19 protein-coding genes and 1 other RNA gene are annotated in these 21,624 nt (G+C 64.6%); 12 read left to right on the top strand and 8 right to left on the bottom strand.

Features of this window, described 5'->3' with window-relative positions; genetic code table 11:
* Window position 1: 1 nt before the first annotated feature.
* From OEW28_RS03205 to OEW28_RS03220, 4 genes are all read right to left on the bottom strand, one after another.
* Window positions 2-1,738 carry a DNA polymerase III subunit gamma/tau gene (locus OEW28_RS03205; RefSeq protein WP_263733273.1) on the bottom strand — a complete coding sequence of 579 codons (1,737 nt, stop codon included), beginning with the start codon at window positions 1,736-1,738 and terminating at the stop codon, window positions 2-4.
* Window positions 1,739-1,814: 76 nt separating this feature from the next.
* An RNA gene (gene ffs / locus OEW28_RS03210) (signal recognition particle sRNA small type) lies at window positions 1,815-1,913 on the bottom strand.
* A 94-nt stretch (window positions 1,914-2,007) separates the two neighbouring features.
* Window positions 2,008-2,649 carry a glutathione S-transferase family protein gene (locus OEW28_RS03215; RefSeq protein ID WP_263733274.1) on the bottom strand — a complete coding sequence of 214 codons (642 nt, stop codon included), beginning with the start codon at window positions 2,647-2,649 and terminating at the stop codon, window positions 2,008-2,010.
* Window positions 2,650-2,674: 25 nt separating this feature from the next.
* Window positions 2,675-3,016 (bottom strand): hypothetical protein, encoded by a 342-nt coding sequence (locus OEW28_RS03220; RefSeq protein WP_263733275.1) that lies wholly within the window; start codon window positions 3,014-3,016, stop codon window positions 2,675-2,677.
* A 142-nt stretch (window positions 3,017-3,158) separates the two neighbouring features.
* Between OEW28_RS03220 and OEW28_RS03225 the strand changes: the two genes are divergently transcribed.
* Window positions 3,159-3,638: a hypothetical protein gene (locus tag OEW28_RS03225; RefSeq protein WP_263733276.1), complete on the top strand. Its 480-nt coding sequence runs from the start codon at window positions 3,159-3,161 to the stop codon at window positions 3,636-3,638.
* Window positions 3,639-3,654: 16 nt separating this feature from the next.
* On the opposite strand, the gene OEW28_RS03230 is transcribed toward OEW28_RS03225, so the two are convergent.
* Window positions 3,655-5,634, bottom strand: coding sequence for a bifunctional 2',3'-cyclic-nucleotide 2'-phosphodiesterase/3'-nucleotidase (locus tag OEW28_RS03230; protein ID WP_263733277.1), 1,980 nt, complete (start codon window positions 5,632-5,634; stop codon window positions 3,655-3,657).
* A 144-nt stretch (window positions 5,635-5,778) separates the two neighbouring features.
* Here OEW28_RS03230 and nudC point away from each other — a divergent pair, with 144 nt between their 5' ends.
* Both nudC and OEW28_RS03240 read left to right on the top strand, forming a co-directional pair.
* Complete coding sequence (nudC, locus tag OEW28_RS03235; protein WP_263733278.1) at window positions 5,779-6,738, top strand: NAD(+) diphosphatase; 960 nt, start codon at window positions 5,779-5,781, stop codon at window positions 6,736-6,738.
* Between the two features lie 28 nt (window positions 6,739-6,766).
* Window positions 6,767-7,246 carry an SRPBCC family protein gene (locus tag OEW28_RS03240; protein WP_263733279.1) on the top strand — a complete coding sequence of 160 codons (480 nt, stop codon included), beginning with the start codon at window positions 6,767-6,769 and terminating at the stop codon, window positions 7,244-7,246.
* A gap of 1 nt (window position 7,247) precedes the next feature.
* On the opposite strand, the gene OEW28_RS03245 is transcribed toward OEW28_RS03240, so the two are convergent.
* Complete coding sequence (locus OEW28_RS03245; protein ID WP_263733280.1) at window positions 7,248-8,081, bottom strand: prephenate dehydratase; 834 nt, start codon at window positions 8,079-8,081, stop codon at window positions 7,248-7,250.
* Window positions 8,082-8,202: 121 nt separating this feature from the next.
* On the opposite strand from OEW28_RS03245, the gene OEW28_RS03250 reads away from it, so the two are divergent.
* The 6 genes from OEW28_RS03250 (at window position 8,203) to OEW28_RS03275 (ending at window position 15,835) form a co-directional block, all read left to right on the top strand.
* Window positions 8,203-8,727, top strand: coding sequence for a c-type cytochrome (locus OEW28_RS03250; protein ID WP_263733281.1), 525 nt, complete (start codon window positions 8,203-8,205; stop codon window positions 8,725-8,727).
* Window positions 8,728-8,925: 198 nt separating this feature from the next.
* Window positions 8,926-10,803: an extracellular solute-binding protein gene (locus OEW28_RS03255; RefSeq protein ID WP_412174789.1), complete on the top strand. Its 1,878-nt coding sequence runs from the start codon at window positions 8,926-8,928 to the stop codon at window positions 10,801-10,803.
* Window positions 10,804-10,819: 16 nt separating this feature from the next.
* A complete protein-coding gene (locus OEW28_RS03260) occupies window positions 10,820-11,914 on the top strand; it encodes a microcin C ABC transporter permease YejB (protein ID WP_263733283.1) in 1,095 nt (364 codons plus the stop codon).
* Window positions 11,914-13,017 (top strand): ABC transporter permease, encoded by a 1,104-nt coding sequence (locus OEW28_RS03265; RefSeq protein ID WP_263733284.1) that lies wholly within the window; start codon window positions 11,914-11,916, stop codon window positions 13,015-13,017. The genes OEW28_RS03260 and OEW28_RS03265 overlap by 1 nt, the downstream gene beginning before the upstream one ends.
* A complete protein-coding gene (locus OEW28_RS03270) occupies window positions 13,014-14,600 on the top strand; it encodes an ABC transporter ATP-binding protein (RefSeq protein ID WP_263733285.1) in 1,587 nt (528 codons plus the stop codon). Before OEW28_RS03265 ends, OEW28_RS03270 begins: the two co-directional genes overlap by 4 nt.
* Before the next feature lie 5 nt (window positions 14,601-14,605).
* Window positions 14,606-15,835, top strand: a complete 1,230-nt coding sequence (locus OEW28_RS03275) for a glycosyltransferase (protein ID WP_263733286.1) — start codon at window positions 14,606-14,608, stop codon at window positions 15,833-15,835.
* A gap of 40 nt (window positions 15,836-15,875) precedes the next feature.
* Here the strand turns inward: OEW28_RS03275 and hemN are convergent, their stop codons facing one another.
* On the bottom strand, window positions 15,876-17,231 hold the full coding sequence (gene hemN / locus OEW28_RS03280; protein WP_263733287.1) for an oxygen-independent coproporphyrinogen III oxidase: 1,356 nt from the start codon (window positions 17,229-17,231) through the stop codon (window positions 15,876-15,878).
* Window positions 17,232-17,296: 65 nt separating this feature from the next.
* Here hemN and fnrL point away from each other — a divergent pair, with 65 nt between their 5' ends.
* Complete coding sequence (gene fnrL, locus OEW28_RS03285; protein ID WP_263733288.1) at window positions 17,297-18,043, top strand: transcriptional regulator FnrL; 747 nt, start codon at window positions 17,297-17,299, stop codon at window positions 18,041-18,043.
* Between the two features lie 63 nt (window positions 18,044-18,106).
* On the opposite strand, the gene OEW28_RS03290 is transcribed toward fnrL, so the two are convergent.
* A complete protein-coding gene (locus tag OEW28_RS03290; RefSeq protein ID WP_263733289.1) occupies window positions 18,107-18,946 on the bottom strand; it encodes a universal stress protein in 840 nt (279 codons plus the stop codon).
* Window positions 18,947-19,277: 331 nt separating this feature from the next.
* Between OEW28_RS03290 and ccoN the strand changes: the two genes are divergently transcribed.
* Both ccoN and ccoO read left to right on the top strand, forming a co-directional pair.
* A complete protein-coding gene (ccoN, locus tag OEW28_RS03295) occupies window positions 19,278-20,879 on the top strand; it encodes a cytochrome-c oxidase, cbb3-type subunit I (protein ID WP_263733290.1) in 1,602 nt (533 codons plus the stop codon).
* Between the two features lie 13 nt (window positions 20,880-20,892).
* Window positions 20,893-21,618: a cytochrome-c oxidase, cbb3-type subunit II gene (gene ccoO, locus OEW28_RS03300; protein WP_263733291.1), complete on the top strand. Its 726-nt coding sequence runs from the start codon at window positions 20,893-20,895 to the stop codon at window positions 21,616-21,618.
* The last annotated feature ends 6 nt before the right edge of the window (window positions 21,619-21,624 follow it).

A 21,624-nucleotide genomic window follows, 5' to 3' on the forward strand; every position in this document is an offset into this window, starting at 1 on the left:
CTCAATTGTTCTCGAACGGGTCCCATTCGTCCTCGACCTCGGGCAAGGCGGCATTGGCAGCCTCGGTCTGGGTCTCGGTCTGGGTCCTGATATCCTTGATGCGCGCGCCGGGGAAGGCAGCGAAGACTGCCTGCACCACGGGGTGGGTCTTCATTTCCTGCTCGGCGGCCATGCGCTCGGCATCGCGTTCCTCGGCGATGGTGCGACCGCCGCCTTCGGCGACGACCGAGACGCCCCAGCGGGCGCCTGTCCAGCCTTGCAGGCGCTGGCCCAGCGTCTGGGCCAAGTCGCGCGGCGCATCGGCGGTCGGTGAAAACTCGATCCGGCCGGGCGCATAGTGGACAAGGCGCAGGTGGTTTTCCACCTCGATCAGAAGCTTCACGTCGCGGTTCGCGCGGATCAGTTCGACCACCGCGGCAAAGGTCGCGTAGCGGGCCAGGGCAATTTCAGGCGCCTGGGCCAAGGCCGTCGCCGCGCCCGAGGCCGTCGGGGTGTGCGTGACATAGGCGCGAGGCGCGGAATGGGTCATGCCGGCGCCCGGCGCAGGACCGCCGCCTTGCGGCGCGGTCACGGGCGCGTCCTTCATCCGGCGCAATAGCTGCTCGGGATCGGGGAGTTCTGCCACATGGGTCAGCCGGATGATCGCCATTTCGGCGGCCATCATCGCGTTCGGCGCCTCCGCGACCTCTTCCAGCGCCTTCAGCAGCATCTGCCACATCCGGCTGAGCACCCGCATTGGCAGGCGTTCGGCCATAGCCAGTCCGCGCGCGCGCTCATCGGGGGCGACGGTCGGGTCCTCTGCCGCCTCGGGCGTGATCTTGATCACGCTCACCCAATGGGTGATCTCGGCCAGGTCGCGCAGCACCGCCATCGGGTCGGCGCCATCGGAATATTGCGCCGACAGTTCGCCAAGCGCCGCCGCTGCCTCGCCCTTCATGATCAGGTGGAACAGGTCCAGAACCCGGCCGCGGTCAGCCAGGCCCAGCATCGCGCGCACCTGGTCGGCGGAGGTTTCGCCTGCGCCATGAGAAATGGCCTGGTCCAGAAGCGAGGTCGCATCCCGCGCCGACCCTTCCGCCGCGCGGGTGATCAGCGCCAGCGCCTCGTCCGTGATCTGCGCGCCTTCGGCGGTCGCGATTTTGTTGAGAAGGCCGATCATCACCTCGGGCTCGATCCGGCGCAGGTCGAAGCGCTGGCAGCGCGACAGAACGGTCACGGGCACCTTGCGGATCTCGGTCGTGGCGAAGATGAACTTCACATGCGCCGGCGGCTCTTCAAGCGTCTTGAGCAACGCGTTGAACGCGTTGTTCGACAGCATGTGAACCTCGTCGATGATGTATATCTTGTAGCGCGCCGAGGCCGCCCGGTAGTGCACGCTTTCGATGATCTCGCGGATGTCGTTCACGCCGGTGCGGCTGGCCGCGTCCATCTCCATGACATCGACGTGACGGCCCTCCATGATCGCGACGCAGTGTTCGCAGACCCCGCAGGGGTCGGTCGTGGGGCCGCCGGTGCCGTCGGGGCCGATGCAGTTCATGCCCTTGGCGATGATGCGCGCCGTCGTGGTCTTGCCGGTGCCGCGGATGCCCGTCATGATGAAGGCCTGCGCGATGCGTCCCGCGGCGAAGGCGTTCTTCAGCGTCCGCACCATCGCGTCTTGGCCGACGAGGTCGGCAAAGGTCTCGGGGCGGTACTTGCGGGCTAGAACGCGGTAGGCAGAGGGACTTGCGTCGGTCATGGCGCCTCGGGGTTCGGGAATCGCGGTCGGGGGACAGACTAGGCGCGGCCGGGCGGCGCGTCCACCCGGGAGGGTGGGGTGAGAGGCTGGACATCGACCCAGACGGGGCTCGTTACGGCTGCTTCCTTCCGGACCTGACCGGGTTGGCGAGGCGTCTGCCCGCGCCAACCTCTCAGGGCGCGATATAGGATGAACGGCGCGGGTTGGCAAGGCGCAGCGGGACGAGCGACCTGCGCGTTCAAGAGGCGGATGCAGCGAAGGTCCGCACCCTAGCCCAAGTGCCGCGGCAGGATTTCCCGAACGCTTTGACGCGCGCCGACGGCTTCATGCAGGCGGCGCAGCCGGGGATTGCGGGCCAGCATGCCCTCGTGGTCCGGGAAGAACGAAATCAGCATGTAGGCGTAGAAATCAAGCGCGGTCGGCCCTGAAGGCAAGAAGAACGGATCCCCCGCGATCGCGGCGTCCAGCGCGCTGAACTGGCCCTCAAGGCGTTGCCGGGCACCCTCGATCAGCGCGTCGTGGGTGCTGGGATCGTCGAGAAAACGCTCCGGGTGATTGAGCTGTACGAAGGTCATGTAGGGACTCGCGGCCATGTAGATCAGCCAGCGCAGGAACGCGGGGCGTTCCAGATCGCCGCGCGGGACAAGGCCCGAGTCAGGGTGACGATCCCCGAGGGTCAGGATGATTGCGGCGCTTTCGCCGATGACCTTTCCCTCTGGAAGGGCAAGCGCGGGTACCTGCCCCGTCGGATTGAGCCGCAGATAAGCCGCGGAACGGTGCTCTCCAGCAGCCATGTCCACGGGCTGCCGACGATACGGGACCCCCATTTCCTCAAGCACGAGTTCGACGGCCATCGCACCGGACATCGCTTCCCAGAAAAGCGTGTAGGTTTTGTCGCTTTCGACCGCCATGCAGGAGCCGCTGCCTCGCTTCTTGTCAGCCTTCCGTTGCCACGTCGCGGCACCAGAGCTTCGTGAAGGCCCCGGTGCAGACCGTCCGCTTGCTGAAGCCGTCGGCGCGAATGACAGTGTAAAGCACCCGATCCTCGACCGTCACGTCCAGACCTTCGCGCACCAGCTTGAAGCAGCCGGAAGGGCGGAGCTTGCAGGCCACCAGCGCGATTGCCCCGATGGGGTCGTCCTCGACATCGACGTCCTCCGTCGCGATCTGCCTTTCAAGGCTTGCGCGCAGCATGTCGTCGAATTCCGTCTCGCCTGGTTTGGTAAGCCATGCTGCCCCCGCGCCCAGGACGATCACCAGCACGATCCATTTGAACATCGCTGTCTCCCTGCCCGATAGTGACGTTATGCGTCGCGGCCGGGACGCTGTCGAGCGAAACCGCCGCGACGTGCGGACGGGGTGACGCGGTTCAGTCAGGACGCGGAGGGGGGCGCCTGCTGATCCGTCCAGCTATCGTGGCGTGGCGCTTGCCAGTCTTGCCCGGCAGGACGGAACGAAGGCCGTGCGGCTTTACGTAACGCGCATCTACATAACCGAGGGTGGCTACGATCCCTACGGCAACGCGCAAGAAGCAGAGATCCGCCGCAACGCGACGGTGGAAAGCGTGAACTCGGAGGCGCCAAGGTGGACCGAGGCGTGGACGGTCGCCCTCAGCAGCGGCGGAGAGCTGCGATTTCCCCTGCGGTACAGGTCCGGCACGCCCTCCTGGTCGGCCGGCGAGGCGACGCCCTACTCCAACGTCAAACCGGACTTTCATCGGATCTACCGCTTTGACCAGCGTGTCGACCTGGCCATGAGCGCCTCTCTGGGCCGGGAGCTGGACGGAGAGATGGCACTGAGTTCGACCGTTGCCGAACTCTCCGGCCTTTTCGACGGCAACGAAAGGATCGTCGCTGTCATGGACATCCCGATGTCCGTCCGCGAGGTTTCGCTGCCCTGAACCGCCAAAGCCGCGATCACAGCGTGATGCGGAAGCGGGCGAACCCGTCCGGCCCATCGCCCGCGGGTTCGATCGATAGACCCTTGACGTCGGCCAGATGCGCTGCTGCGCGCGGTCCCGTGTCGAAAAGAACGCTTGTGCCCGGCATCGCGGCGAAGCGCCAGTTGGCGTCGACCGAAGGGTCGATGGTACCCTTTTCAAGGATGTAGCGCACGATGATGTCGCGATTTGTGTCCGGGCCCTCGAAGACGATCGTGTCGCCCTTGGCGCCGGGGAAATCGCCCCCGCCCGAGGCACGATAGTTGTTCGTGGCGACGATGAACTCGGCTGTGGGATCGACGGGTTGCCCTTTGTGGGTCAGGTTGACGATGCGGCTTGCCGAAGGGTTCAGATCCTCTCCCTTGGGTCCGTACTTCGACGGTTGAGAAAGATCGATTTCGTAGTGCACGCCGTCGATCACGTCGAAGTTGTACGATGGGAAGTCAGGGTTGATCAGGGGCTGGTCAGGCACGCCGGGCATGATCTGGTTGAACAGCCCGGCCGAGCGTTCGAGCCAGTTCTTGACCTCTGCGCCCGTCACCCGAACGGCGCGGATCGTGTTCGGGTAAAGGTATAGATCCGCCACGTTCTTGATGGCGACGTCGCCCGCGGGCACGTCGGTATAGTAGTCGGGTCCCCCGCGTCCGCCCGCCTTGAATGGCGCGGCGGCAGACAGGATCGGAAGCCCCTCGTGCGGCGTGCCCTTCATCATCTCGGCGATGTACCAGGTTTGGGCGATCGAAACGACCTGAACCGAGGGGTCATCGGCGACCAGCGCGAAGTAGGAATGAAGTGGCGCCGTGGTTCTGCCGACGGCGCGGCGGATGTAGTCCAGGGTCTGGTCGTGGTCCGTCTGGACCGAGGCCAGAACGGTTTCGACGCTGTCGACCAGCGGCGTGATCTTGCGGTCCTCGCCGCGCTGAAAGATCGGGCGCGCCTCGGACGTGAAACTGACGACGCGCCAGGAGTTGCCGTCGCGTTCCAGAAGCAGGTCGATCAGACCCAGATGCGATCCCCAGAAACCCGCCATCACACCCGGCTTGCCCGAAATCGTGCCCGCGGTCGCGTCGACCCCTGCGAAGCCCTCGAAGCTGGGGGAGGGAAAGACCAAGTGGCTGTGGCCGGTCAGGATCGCGTCGATCCCTTCGACCCGGGCCAGGGGCACGGCGGCATTTTCCATGCCCTCCACCCGCTCGGCCCCGCCGATGCCCGAGTGGTTCAGCGCGATGACGATGTCACAGCCGTCCTCCCGCATCTGCGGGACCCAGGCTTCGGCTGTGGCGACGATGTCGCGTGTGCTGACGTTCCCTTCCAGATGACGTCGGTCCCAGCTCATGATCTGGGGCGGCACGAACCCGATCACGCCCACGCGGATAGGGTGGTCCCGCCCCGCGCCATCGGTCACGACACGGTCGAGGATGACATAGGGTCTCAGCAGTGTCACATCCTCGCGCGGGGAGGCGCCGAGCCTTTTCGAGACGTTGGCCGAAACCACCGGGAAGGCCGCACCCGCGACCGACTTCAGCAGGAAGTCGAGCCCGTAGTTGAATTCGTGGTTGCCCAGCGTCGATGCGTCGAAGTTCAGCACGTTCATCGCGGCGATGACCGGATGCAGGTCGCCGTCCTTCATGCCCCGCTCATAGGCGATGTAGTCGCCCATGGGGTTGCCCTGCAGGAAGTCGCCGTTGTCGATCAGCAGCGAATTGGCCGCCTCGGCCCGGATCGTCTCGATGATCGCCGCGGTGCGGGCCAGGCCCGCGGTGTCGACCGGCCTGTCGGAATAGTAATCGTAGGGGAAGACATGGACGTGCAGGTCTGTCGTCTCCATGATCCGCAGGTGGGCCTGGTTCGTTGCTGCGCGGGCGGAAAAGGGATGGAGGGCGATCAATGATGTTCCTGCGGCTGTGCCCGCAAGGAAACCTCGGCGGGTCAGGGCGTTCAATTGGCTATGCGGCATGTCGGCGCTCCGATGGTACAGGGATGGCGCTATGCTGACGGTGTTCGGTAACAGTAATTCAGCTGCCTGCCCGATCCAACAGGCGAGTGGGAGATTGCAAGCCGGCCGCGCGCGTGCAAGGTCTGACGCCCGAGGAGAGGTCAGATGCGTATAGCGGAAACGGTGACGTTCGGCGGTTCGGGGCTGGACCGATCGGCGGCGGTTCGGGGCGACACGGCGCAGCTGGATGCCCTGTGGCGCGATCCCAGGGCGCGGGTGGTTCCGATCTGGCGCGGCAAGCCGTCGTTCGATGGGCCGTCTGCCTTGGGCTGGGTGGCGACCGATCATCCCGTCCTGAGCAACGCGGCGCCCGTCGTCTTTCTGGGGCTGGACGAAGCCGGGCCGCGTTTCGCGGCCGACCTGTCGGCCTGGCAGCCCGACGGGGATGCGGCGCCCGCATCCGGCGCCTTCTTCGATCCGACCGAGCAATGCCACCCAGGCCTGCCCGATACCTGCCGCTTCGCGGAGCTGCGCGGGGCGATGGCCGACCTGTCACCCCGCGACGCCGAATGCGCGGCCACGGCCAAGGCCGTGATCGGCTGGCTTCACAGCCACAGGTTCTGTTCGTCCTGCGGCGCCGAAAGCGCGGTGGCCATGGCCGGGTGGCAGCGGATATGCGGCAGCTGCGGCGCCCATCACTTTCCGCGCACGGACCCCGTGGTCATCATGCTGATCACGCGCGGCAACCGCGTGCTGCTGGGCCGCTCGCCCGGCTGGCCCGAGGGCATGTATTCGTGCCTGGCAGGTTTCATGGAGCCCGGCGAAACCCTGGAAGCCGCCGTCCGGCGCGAGGTCTTCGAAGAGGCGGGGATCCGCGTGGGTTCGGTGCGCTACCTGGCAAGCCAGCCCTGGCCCTATCCGTCCTCGCTGATGATCGGGACGGCAGGCGAGGCGCTGGATGAGGCGATCACGCTCGACCCCGTTGAACTGGAGTCGGCGCGATGGGTCAGCCGCGAGGACATGGCGCTCGCCTTCGCCGGAGAGCACCCCGAGATCCGCGCGCCGCGCCGTGGCGCCATCGCGGGGTTCCTGCTGAAGAACTGGCTTGCCGACCGTCTGGATTGACGCGAAAAGGCGGCAGGAGGAATTGCCCATGAAGTTCACGACCTCGCAGGAAATATCCGTTCCCGCGCCCGTCGTCTTTTCCAAGATCACCGATTTTGAAACCCTCGAACGCGCGGCGTTGCGCCGCGAGGCCGCGATCGCGCGGCGCGACACCCTGCCCGTGGCCGGTGTCGGATCTGCGTGGGAAATCGACTTTCTCTACCGTGGGAAGCCGCGAAACCTGGTGGTGGAAATCCAGCAGATGCAGCCCAGCGACCTGTTCGCCGCCCTTGGCACCATCGGCGGGTTCGAGGTCTACCTGACCATGACGCCGCAGGACATCGGGGCCGGGCGCAGCCGTCTGGGGGTCGAGCTTGAGGTCAAGCCGCGCAGCCTGTCGGCGCGGTTCCTTCTGAACTCCATGCGCTTTGGCAAGAAGGGGCTTGAACGCCGCTTCGCACGCCGCATGGCGGACTTCTGCCGCCAGCTCGAGCGGTGGCATCGGTCCGGGATCAGTCCCTGGCGGTAGCTCAGTTACGGCCGGGGTCGGCCGGATAGACGCCCAGCACCGTGATCGAGGAGGAGAAGTATTCAAGCTCCTCCATCGCGAGTCGCACGTTGTCGTCGTCGGGATGGCCCTCGATATCGGCGTAGAACTGCGTGGCCGAGAAGCTCCCATCGACCATGTAGCTTTCCAGCTTGGTCATGTTCACGCCGTTGGTGGCGAAGCCCCCCATTGCCTTGTAAAGAGCCGCCGGGATATTGCGCACGCGGAAGACAAAGCTGGTCATCATGCCCGACGCGCCGCGGCGGGACAGATCAGGCTGGGGCGCCATGACAAGGAATCGCGTGGTGTTGTGCGCCCGGTCCTCGACATGCCGGGCCAGAAGGTCGAGCCCGTAGATCTCGCCCGCAAGTTCCGAGGCCAGCGCTGCCATCTTGGGATCGCCCATCTGCGCAACCGCCCGTGCCGACCCCGCGGTGTCCGCACCGGTGACCGGCTTGATGTCGTGCGTGCGCAGGAAGCCGCGGCACTGTCCCAAAAGGACCGTGTGGCTCATCGCGCTTTCGACCTCGTCCAGCGGGGTTCCGGGCACCGCCAGAAGGTTGATGTGCACGCGCACGAAGGCCTCGTCGATGATGTGCAGGCCGGATTCGGGCAGAAGGTGATGAATGTCGGCCACGCGGCCATAGGTCGAATTCTCGACCGGCAGCATGGCAAGGTCGGCGTCGCCGCGCTTGACCGTCTCGATCACGTCCTCGAAGGTCGCGCAGGGGACCGCCTCCATGCCGGGCCGGGCCTTGCGGCAGGCCTCGTGCGAATAGGCTCCGGGTTCCCCCTGAAAGGCGATCCGACCGGTCATGCGGGTGGCTCCTTGACGTGGCCCCGCGACCGGGGGCGTTTCGTCGCGCTAACTATACCTTGAAACAGGACAGTGGAAGCGGATAGATACGCGCGAGAAAAAGCCAGGGTAGAGGCGCGACATGTTCGACACGATGACTGTAACGAAGGCCGGCGGCGCGCTTTGCGGCGCCCTGCTGGTTTTCCTTTTGGGCAACTGGGCGGCGGAATCGCTCTACCATACCGGGCCGGAAGCCCATGCGGGCGAAGAGGTCGCACAGGCCTACTCGATCGACACCGGCGCCTCTGAAGGCGGCGAGGCCGCGGCCGAGGAAGGCCCGAGCTTCGAAGAACTGCTTGCCTCGGCCGACGCCGGCGCGGGCGAAAAGGTGTTCGGCAAGTGCAAGGCCTGCCACAAGCTTGACGGCAGCAACGGCACGGGCCCCCACCTGGATGGCGTGGTCGGACGTGCGGTCGGCGGCGTCGCGGGCTTCAGCTATTCGGACGCCATGGCCGGTCACGGCGGCAACTGGGAACCGGCCGAGCTTGACCACTTCCTGGCCAACCCCAAGGGCGCCGTTCCGGGCACCAAGATGTCCTTCGCCGGTCTGCCGAAAGCGCAGGACCGCGCCGACCTGATCGCCTATCTGCAGTCGGTTGGAAGCTGAGACCGGTTCCTGACAGTGACTTTAATCGCGGGGCCGTCCTTTCGGGCGGCCCTTTGCTTTGGTTTCACCCGATGCTCACACATTCGCAACTTGAAGCCCGCGGCCTGCGCTTCTAGCTTGGGACAGCCGAAGTCCGACGGGGAGGTTGCCGGTATGAAGCGCGGGATCAAGTTGGCCGAAAGGCAGTCTGGACGATCCATGGCGGCATCGCGGCTGGGTCTGGGGCTTGCGCTGTCGGTGGCGCTGGCGTCGCCCCTGGCGCTTCGCGCCGAAGAGGCGATCATCACGTCCCACGCCATTACGACCTTTGGCGACGCACCGAAATATCCCGCCGATTTCAAGTACCTGGATTATGTCAATCCGGATGCGCCCAAGGGCGGAGAGATTTCCGAGGCCACCTTCGGCACCTTCGACAGCTTCAATCCCTACACCCAGAAGGGGCGGGCGGCGGCCCTGTCCAACAGCGCTTACGAAGAGATGATGGTGGGCACCGCTGACGAGATCGGCGCGATGTACTGCCTGATCTGCGAAACCATCGAATACCCCGAGGACAAGTCCTGGGTGATCTTCAACATGCGCCCCGAGGCACGGTTTTCCGATGGCAGCCCCCTGACGGCCGCGGATGTGGAATACACCTACGCGCTTTTCCGCGACGAGGGGCTGATCTCGTTCCGGACGGTACTGGCGGAATATGTCGACAGCGTCGAGGTCCTCGGCGAGCATCGGATCAAGTACATGTTCAAGCCCGAAAGCGCGGCGCGAGAGCGAATCCAGATTGCGGGTGGCCTGCCGGTCATGTCCAAGGCCTGGTTCGAAAGGACGGGCGCGAAGCTTGACGAAAGCCGGATGGAGCCGGGGATCGGTTCTGGTCCTTACGTGCTTGAAAGCTACGATGTGAACCAGCGGGTCGTCTACAAGCGCAACCCGGACTACTGGGGAAAGGACCTGCCGATCAATATCGGCCAGAACAACTTCGACCGCATCCGGATCGAGTACTTCGGAGACGCGACGGCCGCACTGGAAGGACTGAAGGCCGGGGCCTACACCTTCCGAAACGAAAACTCATCCAAGAACTGGGCGACGTCATACAACTTTCCAGCCGTCGACCGGGGCTGGCTGGTGAAGCGCGAACTCAAGCATGGCAACATCGCCACCGGCCAATCCTTCGTGATGAACCTGCGCCGGGAAAAATTCCAGGACCCCCGCGTGCGCGAGGCGATCGGGCTGATGTTCAACTTCGAATGGTCGAACGAATCACTCTTCTACGGGCTCTACAAGCGGATCAATTCCTTCTGGGAAAACAGCGAACTGGCGCCCGAGGGCCTGCCCTCGCCCGAGGAGCTTGCTTTGCTTGAGCCGTTGCGGGACCAGCTTCCCGCCGGCGTTCTGGACCAGGAGCCTGTGATGGCCCCGGTGTCGGGCAATCGTCAGCTTGATCGCAAGAACCTGCGCAAGGCGGCAGCACTTCTGGAAGAGGCGGGCTGGATCGTGGGCGATGACGGGATGCGCCGGAACGCCCGCGGCGAGAAGCTCAGCATCGAGTTTCTCGAGGACGACCCCGCCTTCGACCGCGTGGTCAACCCGTTCATCGAAAACCTGCGCGCGCTTGGCGTCGACGCCTCGCTGAGCCGCGTGGACCCCGCGCAGTATACCAAGCGTGTGCGCTCGGATTCGGTGAATGCCGCCGCCTCGTTCGATTTCGACATCATCACCGATCAGTTCCCGACGGGCTACGAGCCGGGCGCGGGGCTGAAGCAGTATTTCGGCAGCGCGGGTCTGACCGACGTCTTCAACACGATGGGGCTTGGCGATCCGGCCGTCGACGCGTTGATCGAAAAGGTCATCACCGCTCAAAGCAAGGAAGAGATGCACGTGGCGGTCAAGGCGCTGGACCGCGTGCTGCGCGCGATCCGCTTCTGGGTTCCGCAGTGGTTCAAGGACAGCCACACCGTCGCCTACTACGACATGTACGAACATCCCGACCCGCTGCCGCCCTACGCCCTGGGGGAGCTGAGCTTCTGGTGGTACAACGCCGACAAGGCCGCCGCGCTCAGGGCGGCCGGCGCGCTGAACTGAACGGGCGACGTCACGAATGGGCGCTTACATCCTGCGCAGGCTCTTGCTGGTGATCCCGACGCTGATCGGGATCATGGTCGTCAATTTCACACTGACCCAGTTCGTTCCCGGCGGCCCGATCGAACAGGTCCTTGCCCAGATCCAGGGCGAGGGGGATGTCCTGCGCGGCATCACCGGCGGCGGTGACGGCGGCCAGGCCGAGGAGATCTCTGGCGGCGGCGCCAGCGACAAGTACGTCGGCGCGCGCGGCCTGCCGCCTGAGTTCATCAAGGAGCTTGAGGCCCAGTTCGGTTTCGACAAGCCGCCGCTGGAGCGGTTCCTGAACATGATGTGGAACTACCTGCGCTTCGACTTCGGCGAAAGCTATTTCCGGTCCATCTCGGTCGTCGACCTGGTGATCGAAAAGATGCCGGTGTCGATCTCGCTTGGCTTGTGGTCGACGCTTCTGGCCTACGCGGTGTCGATCCCGCTCGGGATCCGCAAGGCGGTCAGGGACGGCACGCCCTTCGACACCTGGACATCGGGCGCGATCATCGTTGGCTACGCGATCCCGGGCTTTCTTTTCGCCGTCATGCTGATCGTCCTGTTCGCCGGCGGCAGCTACTGGCGCATCTTCCCGCTTCGGGGCCTGACCTCTGACAACTGGGAGGACCTGACCCTGATCGGCAAGGCGATCGACTATTTCTGGCACATCGCTCTGCCGGTCTTCGCCTCCACCATCTCGGGCTTCGCGACGCTCACGCTTCTGACCAAGAACAGCTTCCTGGACGAGATCAACAAGCAGTACGTCCTGACGGCGCGCGCCAAGGGTCTGACCGAGGGCAGGGTGCTTTACGGTCACGTCTTCCGCAACGCGATGCTGATCGTGATCGCGGGCTTCCCCGCGCTTTTCCTGGCGGTTCTGTTCGGCGGCGGCCTGCTGATCGAGATCATATTCTCGCTCGATGGGCTTGGGCGCATGGGGTATGAGGCCGCGCTGCAACGCGACTACCCGGTCGTCTTCGGCACGCTTTACGCCTTTGGGTTGATGGGGCTCGTGATCGGGATCGTGTCGGACATGATGTATGTCTTCGTCGACCCCCGGATCGACTTCGAGCGGAGGGTGGGCTGATGCGCCTTTCGCCGCTGAACCAGCGCCGCTGGCGCAACTTCAAGGCCAACCGCCGGGCCTTCTGGTCCCTGTGGATCTTCGCCGCGCTGTTCGGGCTTTCGCTGTTTGCCGAGGTTCTGGCCAACGACAAGCCGATCGTCGTCAACTACCGGGGCGACCTGTTCTTCCCGATCTACAAGTTCTATCCCGAAACCGCGTTTGGCGGCGACTTCAGGACCGAGGCGATCTACCGCGACCCCGAGGTGCAGTGCCTGATCAGAACCGGCGGGATCGTCGATTGCTTCGATGATCCGGAGGGCGTGATGGAAGACGCCGCCGACGGCGAATTCGCGGGCGAGACGGTCGAAGCGGGCTGGATGATCTGGCCGCCGGTCCCCTACAGCTACAACACGATCAACAACGTGGGCACCGCGCCTTCGGCGCCCGACGGGGATCACTGGCTGGGCACGGACGACACCACCCGCGACGTGCTGGCGCGGATCATCTACGGGTTCCGCCTGTCGATCCTGTTCGCGATCATCGTCTCGGTCGGCGCAAGCGTGCTGGGCATCATGGCTGGCGCAGTGCAGGGGTATTTCGGCGGGCGCACCGACCTGATCTTCCAGCGTGTGATCGAGATCTGGGGCGGCACGCCCTCGCTCTATATCATCATCATCCTGTTCGCGATTCTTGGCCGAAGCTTCTGGCTGCTGGTGGCCGTCTCGATCCTTTTCGGCTGGCCCGCGCTGGTCGGCGTGGTCCGGGCCGAGTTTCTTCGCGCGCGCAACTTCGAATATGTCCGCGCGGCGCGTGCACTTGGCGTTCCCGACCGGGTGATCATGTTCCGCCACATCCTGCCCAATGCGATGGTCGCGACCGTCACGCTGCTGCCCTTCATCGTCACCGGCGCGATCGGGGGGCTGGCCTCGCTCGACTTCCTGGGCTTCGGCCTGCCGTCGTCCGCACCCTCGCTGGGCGAACTCAGCCTTCAGGCCAAGCAGAACCTGCAGGCGCCGTGGCTGGGCTTCACCGCGTTCTTCACCTTCGCCATCATGCTGTCGCTCCTGGTCTTCATCTTCGAAGGCGTCCGCGATGCCTTCGACCCGAGGAAGACCTTCCAATGACCGAAGTGCTGAAGGTGCGCGACCTGTCCGTGCGGTTCCGCCAGGACGGCCGGATGATCGAGGCGGTGAAGGGCGTCAGCTTCGTCATTCGCAAGGGCGAAACCGTCGCGCTGGTCGGCGAAAGCGGTTCGGGCAAGTCCGTCACGGCGCTGTCTACGGTGGATTTGCTCAGCGGCAGCGCGACCATTTCCGGTTCCATCACCTATCTGGGGCAGGAAATGGTCGGCGCGCCCGAGCCGCTGCTGCGCAAGGTGCGCGGCAATGACATCAGCTTCATCTTCCAGGAGCCGATGACATCGCTCAATCCGCTGCACACGCTGGAAAAGCAGATCGGGGAAAGCCTTCTTCTGCACCAGGGCCTGAGCGGTGCGCCGGCTGAGGCGCGCATGATCAAGCTTCTGGACGAAGTCGGCATCGACAATCCTGAAAGCCGGCTCAAGGACTACCCGCATCAGCTTTCGGGCGGGCAGCGTCAGCGCGTGATGATTGCCATGGCGCTGGCCAACGGGCCGGAGCTGCTGATCGCGGATGAACCCACGACCGCGCTGGACGTGACGATCCAGGCGCAGATACTCGAGCTTCTGGCGGATCTGAAACGCAAGGAGGGGCTGAGCCTTCTGTTCATCTCGCACGACCTGAACATCGTGCGGCGCATCGCCGACCGCGTCTGCGTGATGCAGGGCGGCGAGATCGTGGAGCAGGGGCCGGTGGCGGACATCTTCGCCAGCCCCCAGCATCCCTACACGCGAAAGCTGCTTGCCGCCGAACCGAAGGGCCGCCCGGACCCGGTCCCCGAGGGCGCGGAAGAGATCATCCGGACCGAGGGGCTGCGCGTCTGGTTCCCGATCCAGCGCGGGTTCCTGCGCCGGACCGTGGGCCACGTCAAGGCGGTCAATGACGCGACGATTTCCGTGCGCGCGGGGGAAACGCTGGGTATCGTCGGTGAAAGCGGATCGGGCAAGACCACGCTGGCGCTTGGCATCATGCGGCTGATCCAGGCCGACGGGCCGGTGATCTACCAGGGCCGGGACATTTCCGGCTGGAAGGCGGGCGAACTGCGGCGTCTGAGGCGTGACATGCAGATCGTGTTTCAGGATCCGTTCGGCAGCCTCAGCCCGCGCATGACCGCGGAAGAGATAATCGCCGAAGGCCTGGGCGTGCACGGGGTCGAGCCCGGCCGCAACCGGACCGAGATGGTCGCCGAGATCATGTCCGAAGTCGGGTTGGATCCCGCTACCATGGGGCGTTACCCGCACGAGTTTTCCGGCGGGCAGCGTCAAAGGATCGCCATCGCGCGGGCGATGATCCTGCGTCCAAAGGTGGTGGTGCTGGACGAGCCGACCTCGGCGCTGGACATGACCGTGCAGGTGCAGATCGTCGAATTGTTGCGCGCCTTGCAGCGGAAATACGGGCTGGCCTATCTGTTCATCAGCCACGATCTGCGCGTCGTGCGTGCGCTATCGCACAAGATCATCGTCATGCGGCGCGGCGATATCGTCGAATCCGGCACCGGCGACAAGATATTCGAAAGACCCGAGACGGAATATACGCGCGAACTTATGGCGGCCGCGTTCGGGGGCTGATCCCCTTGAGGATCCTTTTCATCCACCAGAACTTTCCGGGGCAGTTCCTGCACCTGGCCCCGGCACTTGCCGGGCGGGGGCACGATGTGCTGGCGCTGACGGATGCGGGCAACACCCGCCCGCGAATCGTCCGGACCCTCTGCTATCCCAGCCCGGACCGACCGGAGGTTTCGGGATTGGCGCGCACCTATGCCCGCGCATGTGACCGCGGGCTTCGGGTCGCGCGCGCCTGCGCGGCGCTGGACGCGCGGGGCTACAGGCCGGACGTGATCTTCGCCCACGGCGGGTGGGGGGAGCCGTTGTTCCTGCGCGACGTCTGGCCCGGCGTCCGCATCCTGACATATGCGGAATTCCTTTACCGTTCGACGGGACTCGATGCCGGGTTCGATGCCGAATTCCAGACCGCCGACCTGTCCGCGCGCAACGCCACCACGGCGCGCAAGGCGCATCTTCTTATGGCGTTGCAGGACGCCGACGCCGCGGTGTCGCCCACCGAATTTCAGGCATCGACTTTCCCGAAACCCTTGCGATCGCGGATCACGGTGATCCATGACGGCGTGGACACGGATGTTCTGCGGCCGGACCCCGGTGCGCGGTTCGACCTGCCCGGCGGTCGCGTCTTGCGTCCAGGGGATGAGGTGCTGAGCCTCGTCGCGCGAAAGCTGGAGCCCTACAGGGGATACCATGTGTTCATGCGGGCGCTGCCCGCTGTCATGGCCGCGCGGCCCGAGGCGCAGGTCGTCATCGTCGGCGCCGAGGGGCAAAGCTATGGCGGCCCGCCCGCGACTGGAACATGGAAGGACCGGTTCCTGGCTGAGGTTCGGGATCGGATCGACCCGTCGCGCCTGCATTTCGCGGGACGGATCCCCTATCCGAAATTCACGGCGCTGATGCAGGTCACGCGGGCCCATGCCTACCTCACCTATCCCTTCGTCCTGTCGTGGTCGATGATCGAGGCGATGGCGGCCGGCGCGCTTGTCGTCGGCTCTGCGACCCCCCCGGTCGAAGAGGTGATCCGCAACGACGTCAACGGGAGGCTGGTGCCGTTCTTCGATGTCGAAGGCTGGTCGCGAAGCCTGATCTCGGCTCTGGCTGATCCGGCCGGGCATCTGCCCCTGCGCCGGGCCGCGCGGGAAACGGCGGTTGCCAGGTTCGATCTGAGGACCGTGTGCCTGCCCCGGCTGGTTGCGTTCGTCGAGGGCGCAAATCGACCGGCGCGAGAGCAGGAATATTGATTGCCCTTGCACCGGCCGATCGCGGCTGCGTCGCGCCTGGTCAGACGGCCGAACTGTGACCGGCCTTGGAAAGGTCGTAGGCGTCGAAGGCGCGGGCGATCATCCGGGTCAGCGGGCGCGCGCGTTCGGGTATCGCAAAGCCGGCATCGTTGACCTCGACCATGCCTCCGAATTCGTTTGCGGGCGCAGAGAAGAGCTGCGCAAGTCTTTCCGGGCTGGTGCCGAAACGGCCGCAGATTTCCCGGCTGTCGATTCGGAAATCGCACATGAGCGCTTCGATCATGCGGGCGCGCAGCAGATCCTCGCGGTCAAAGGCGTGCCCTTTCGCGGTTGCGAATTGGCCGGCGCGGATCGCCTTGATATATGCCGACGTCGAGGGCGCGTTCTGGGCGTATCCCTGCGGCATCCGGGAGATCGCCGAGGCGCCCAGGCCGATCAGCGCTTCCGCAGTGTCGTCGGTATAGCCCTGGAAGTTGCGGTGAAGCCTGCCCTCGCGCGCGGCGACCGCCAGACCGTCATCGGGTTTGGCGAAGTGGTCGATGCCGATTTCCTCGTAACCGGCCTCGAGGAACAGATCCCGCGCGGTTTCGAAAAGGCCCAGCCTTTCCTCGGGCTTGGGCATGGCGTCGGACGGAATCATCACCTGGCGGCGCGCCATCCAGGGCACATGCGCATAGCCGTAAAGGGCGACCCGGTCGGGCGAAAGCGACAGGAGCTTGCGCACACTGTCGTTGATCCGCTCGTCGGACTGGTGCGGCAGGCCATACAGGATATCCGCGTTCAGGGACCGGATGCCGCGCGCCCGTATCATCTCGGCGGCCCGTTTCGTGATCTCGTAGCTCTGGTCGCGCCCGATGGTCTTCTGAATCAGCGGATCGAAGTCCTGCACCCCGATCGAGGCCCGGTTCATGCCCGCCGCAGACAGGGCGTCGAGGCGCGCGTCGTCGATCTCGTTCGGATCGATCTCGACCGAAAACTCCGCGTCCTCGCCCAACGGAGCGACCTCGAAGATCGCCCTGGAAAGCGATTCGATCTCATCGGCGGGCAAGAGCGTGGGCGTTCCCCCGCCCCAATGCAGCCGCGACAGCGTGACGCCGCCGGGCAGCTGCGCCTTCAGAAGTTGCAGTTCGGCGCGCAAAACCTCGGCGTAGGCCCGCACCGGCTCTTCCGATCGTGTGCCCTGGGTGCGGCAGGCGCAAAACCAGCAAAGCCTGCGACAGAAAGGCACATGAAGATAAAGCGAGATTCGCGAGCCTTCCGGGATCGCCCCGATCCAGTCGGAAAAATCTTTGGGTGTCACCGCATTAGAAAAATGCGGCGCGGTCGGATAGCTGGTGTAGCGGGGCACGCGCGCATCGAAAAGACCGAGCCGCGCAAGTTCGGAAATGGGTTTCATGTCCCCACGGTTAGGCGCTATGATGCCCGCAATCCTTGACGCAGATCAAAGATACGCGCGAACACATGAGCCTTCACCAGATACCGAACGTCGCGCCCCAGTGCGGCGACTGTCCCATCAGGCATCGCGCGGTTTGTGCCCGCTGCGAGGTTGACGAACTCGCCCAACTCGACTCGATCAAGTACTATCGAAGCTTCGATCCCGGCCAGACCGTCGTCTGGGCGGGGGACCGTATGGATTTCGTGGCCTCTGTCGTCACCGGCGTCGCCACGCTGACCCAGACGCTCGAGGATGGCCGGACGCAGATGGTCGGGTTGCTGCTGCCCTCGGATTTCGTGGGCCGCCCTGGGCGCGCGAACGCGCCCTACAACGTGACGGCGACCACCGACCTTCTGATGTGCTGTTTCCGCAAGAAGCCGTTCGAGGATCTGATGGGCAAGACGCCCCACATCGCGCAACGGCTTCTGGAAATGACTTTGGACGAACTGGACGCGGCGCGGGAATGGATGCTGCTTCTGGGGCGCAAGACGGCGCGCGAAAAAATCGCGAGCCTTCTGGCGATCGTCGCGCGGCGCGACGCCAGCCTGAACCTGCGGGCAACTTCGGGCCGTATGGTCTTCGACCTGGCGCTGACGCGCGAGGCGATGGCAGATTACCTTGGGCTCACGCTTGAAACCGTCAGCCGGCAGATGTCCGCGCTCAAGCGTGACGGCGTGATCGAACTTGAGGGCAAGCGCCACGTCATCGTTCCCGACTATGACATCCTTCTGGACGAAGCGGGCGACGACTCGGATGGCGGTTACCTGACCTGACGGCGCAACGCGGCACCCGAATGCCGCGAAGCGTGGCGCCGCAACGGGCCGCGCCCAAAATGTTCAGTGCGCCATCAGGACCGGCAACTCCGCGACCTCAAGCATGTCGCGGGTCGCGCCGCCCAGGATCGCCTCGCGGAAGCGCGAATGCCCGTAGCCGCCCATGACGATCATGTCGGCGTCGATGTCGCGGGCGTGTCGGCACAGGACTTCGGATACGCGCGGTAGCGTCTTGGCCAGGACCGAAACCTCGGTCTTCACGCCATGGCGGGCAAGGAACTGCGACAGAAGCCCCCCGGCATCGGACCTTTCGGGGCCATGGCTGGGCGGGTCGATGACGGTTATGTCGACGATCGAAGCCGCCTTGAGGATCGGAAGCGCCGCGCGTATCGCGATCAGCGCCTCATCACTCTGGTTCCAGGCGATGACGACGCGCTTGGGCGTGCTGGGCTTCAGCCCGCTTGCCGGCAGCACCAGGACAGGGCTTCGTCCGTCGAAAAGTGCCGCCTCAAGCACCGCTTCGAGATCGTGATTGTCCTTGCCGCCGTAGGGCTTGGGCAGCACGACCAGATCGGAGAACCGGGCCTGGACCGCCACCGGTTCGGTCAGGGTCGCGATCTGCGTGACGACGGTTTCGATTGCCCAGCGGACGTCTTCCGACGTCATGCGCGCACGCACGGCCGCTTCGATATCCGCCGCTTCGGCGCGGGCGTACTCGAAGGTTTCCTGATGGATCGCCGCGGTCGCGCCCGCGTAATAATATCCGGTCTGCGTGCGATCTATGCCAAGGCAAAGGATATCGAGATGCGCATCCTCGCGCCGCGCAAGCGCGATGGCCGCATCCATCTGGGCCGCCGAAAGCTGCGGATCGGTGACGATGGTAAGGATCGATTTGTAGCCCATGTCCGGCCTCCCGTGAGCGAATATGCCGCCAACCTAGGCAAGCCTATCCTGCATCGCCTTGATTCGGATCAATACAATCGATCGCGGCAGAACCCCAACGTCAGGGCCCTGGCGCCTGTTCCGGCACGATCGCGGCACGCAGCTCTGCCTTGTCAGGCTTGGCCTTGCCGCCTCCGTGTTTGCCGTGCAACCGTTGCGTCTGACGAAAAGCCGGTCACGGACATTTGACGCAGATCAAGGTAAGCTGACCTCCGCCGGGTCAAATGACCGGCATCCGGAAACCGTCCGACTGCGCGAGTCGGACGGGCATGGATGAACGAAGGGACATAGCATGTGGGATTACATCAAGCTCGCCGTGCTTGGCGCCATCGCGGTTTTCGCCGCGATCGCTGCCAACTACGCGCGCGATCTGGCATACATGGTCAACGCGTTGACCGTGATGCTGGCTGCGGCCATCACATTCGTATGGGTTCTGCGTCGTATCGATACGCCGCGGCCCCAGGATTCAAACGAATATCTTGACGGCGTCGTGCGCGCCGGGGTTATCGCGACCGCCTTCTGGGGCGTCGTGGGCTTTCTGGTGGGCGTGACCGTCGCCTTTCAGCTGGCATTTCCGGCGCTGAACCTGTCGGAACTGGCGCATGGTTACCTGAACTTCGGCAAGCTCAGACCGCTGCACACTTCGGCGGTGATCTTCGCCTTTGGCGGTAACGCGCTGATCATGTCCTCATTCTATGTCGTCCAGCGGACCTCGGCTGCGCGTCTATGGGGCGGCAACCTGGCCTGGTTCGTGTTCTGGGGCTACCAGCTGGTCATCGTGCTTGCGGCGACTGGCTACATCCTCGGCGCGACCCAGTCCAAGGAATACGCAGAACCCGAATGGTACGTCGACTGGTGGCTGACCATCGTCTGGGTCGCCTACCTGGCCGTGTTTCTCGGCACGATCATCAAGCGCAAGGAACCCCACATCTACGTGGCCAACTGGTTCTACCTTTCGTTCATCGTGACGATCGCGATGCTTCACGTCGTCAACAACCTTGCCATTCCGGTTTCTGTCTTCGGCTCGAAGTCCGTGCAGGTCTTTGCGGGCGTGCAGGACGCGATGACGCAATGGTGGTACGGCCACAACGCGGTGGGCTTCTTCCTGACCGCGGGCTTCCTGGGCATGATGTACTACTTCGTCCCGAAGCAGGCCGAACGTCCGGTGTTCAGCTACAAGCTGTCGATCATCCACTTCTGGGCGCTGATCTTCCTTTATATCTGGGCCGGTCCGCACCACCTGCACTACACCGCGCTGCCCGAATGGGCCTCGACCCTGGGCATGGTGTTCTCGATCATCCTGTGGATGCCTTCGTGGGGCGGCATGATCAACGGCCTGATGACGCTCTCGGGCGCCTGGGACAAGATCCGCACCGACCCGGTGATCCGCATGATGGTGATCTCGATCGGCTTCTACGGCATGTCGACCTTCGAGGGTCCGATGATGTCGATCAAGGCGGTGAACTCCCTGTCGCACTACACCGACTGGACCATCGGCCACGTCCACTCTGGCGCGCTTGGCTGGAACGGCATGATCACCTTCGGCGCGCTCTACTTCCTGGTGCCGCGTCTTTGGAACCGTGGCGGACTCTACAGCCTCAAGCTCGTGTCCTGGCACTTCTGGCTGGCAACGATCGGCATCGTGCTCTACGCCGCCTCGATGTGGGTGACGGGAATCATGGAAGGCCTGATGTGGCGTGAAGTGGACGCGAACGGCTTCCTCGTGAACGCCTTTGCCGACACCGTTTCCGCGAAGTTCCCGATGTACGTCGTGCGGGGTCTGGGCGGGGTTATGTACCTGACCGGTGCGATCATCATGGTCTACAACCTCTGGGCAACCGTCGCAAAGCAGTCGGCCACGGCCACTGCTAGCGCCGCGGTCCCGGCCGAATGAGAGGGGGCCAGAAATGTCCATCCTAGAAAAGCACAAGTTCCTTGAAACCAACGCCACGGCGCTTCTGGTGGGATCGTTCCTGGTGGTGACCATCGGAGGGATCGTGGAAATCGCCCCCCTGTTCTACCTGGAGAACACGATCGAGAAGGTGGAAGGGGTGCGGCCCTATTCGCCGCTCGAATTGACGGGACGCGACGTGTACATCCGCGAAGGCTGCTACGTCTGCCACAGCCAGATGATCCGCCCGATGCGGGACGAGGTCGAGCGCTACGGGCACTATTCGCTGGCGGCGGAGTCGATGTACGACCACCCGTTCCAGTGGGGCTCAAAGCGCACCGGGCCGGATCTGGCCCGGGTGGGTGGGCGCTATTCGAACGAATGGCATGTCGATCACCTGACCGATCCGCAGTCGGTGGTGCCGGAATCCGTGATGCCCAAGTACGGCTTTCTTGCCGACCGGCTGATCGAGCCCGAGCACATCGAGGACCGCCTGGCGACCGACGCGATGGTCGGCGTGCCCTACACGTCCGAGATGATCGAGCTGGCCAAGGCGGACTTCGCCGCGCAAGCCGATCCCAACGCGGATACCGACGGTTTGCTTGAGCGCTATGCCGGTGCCAACGTGGCCAACTTCGACGGGCAGGCAGGCATTTCGGAGATGGACGCGCTGATCGCCTATCTTCAGGTGCTGGGCACGATGGTCGACTTCTCGACCTTCGAACCCGATCCGACCCGATAGGAGGAG

Source organism: Albidovulum marisflavi (genome assembly GCF_025751435.1).
Taxonomy (GTDB): Bacteria; Pseudomonadota; Alphaproteobacteria; order Rhodobacterales; family Rhodobacteraceae; genus Albidovulum; species Albidovulum marisflavi.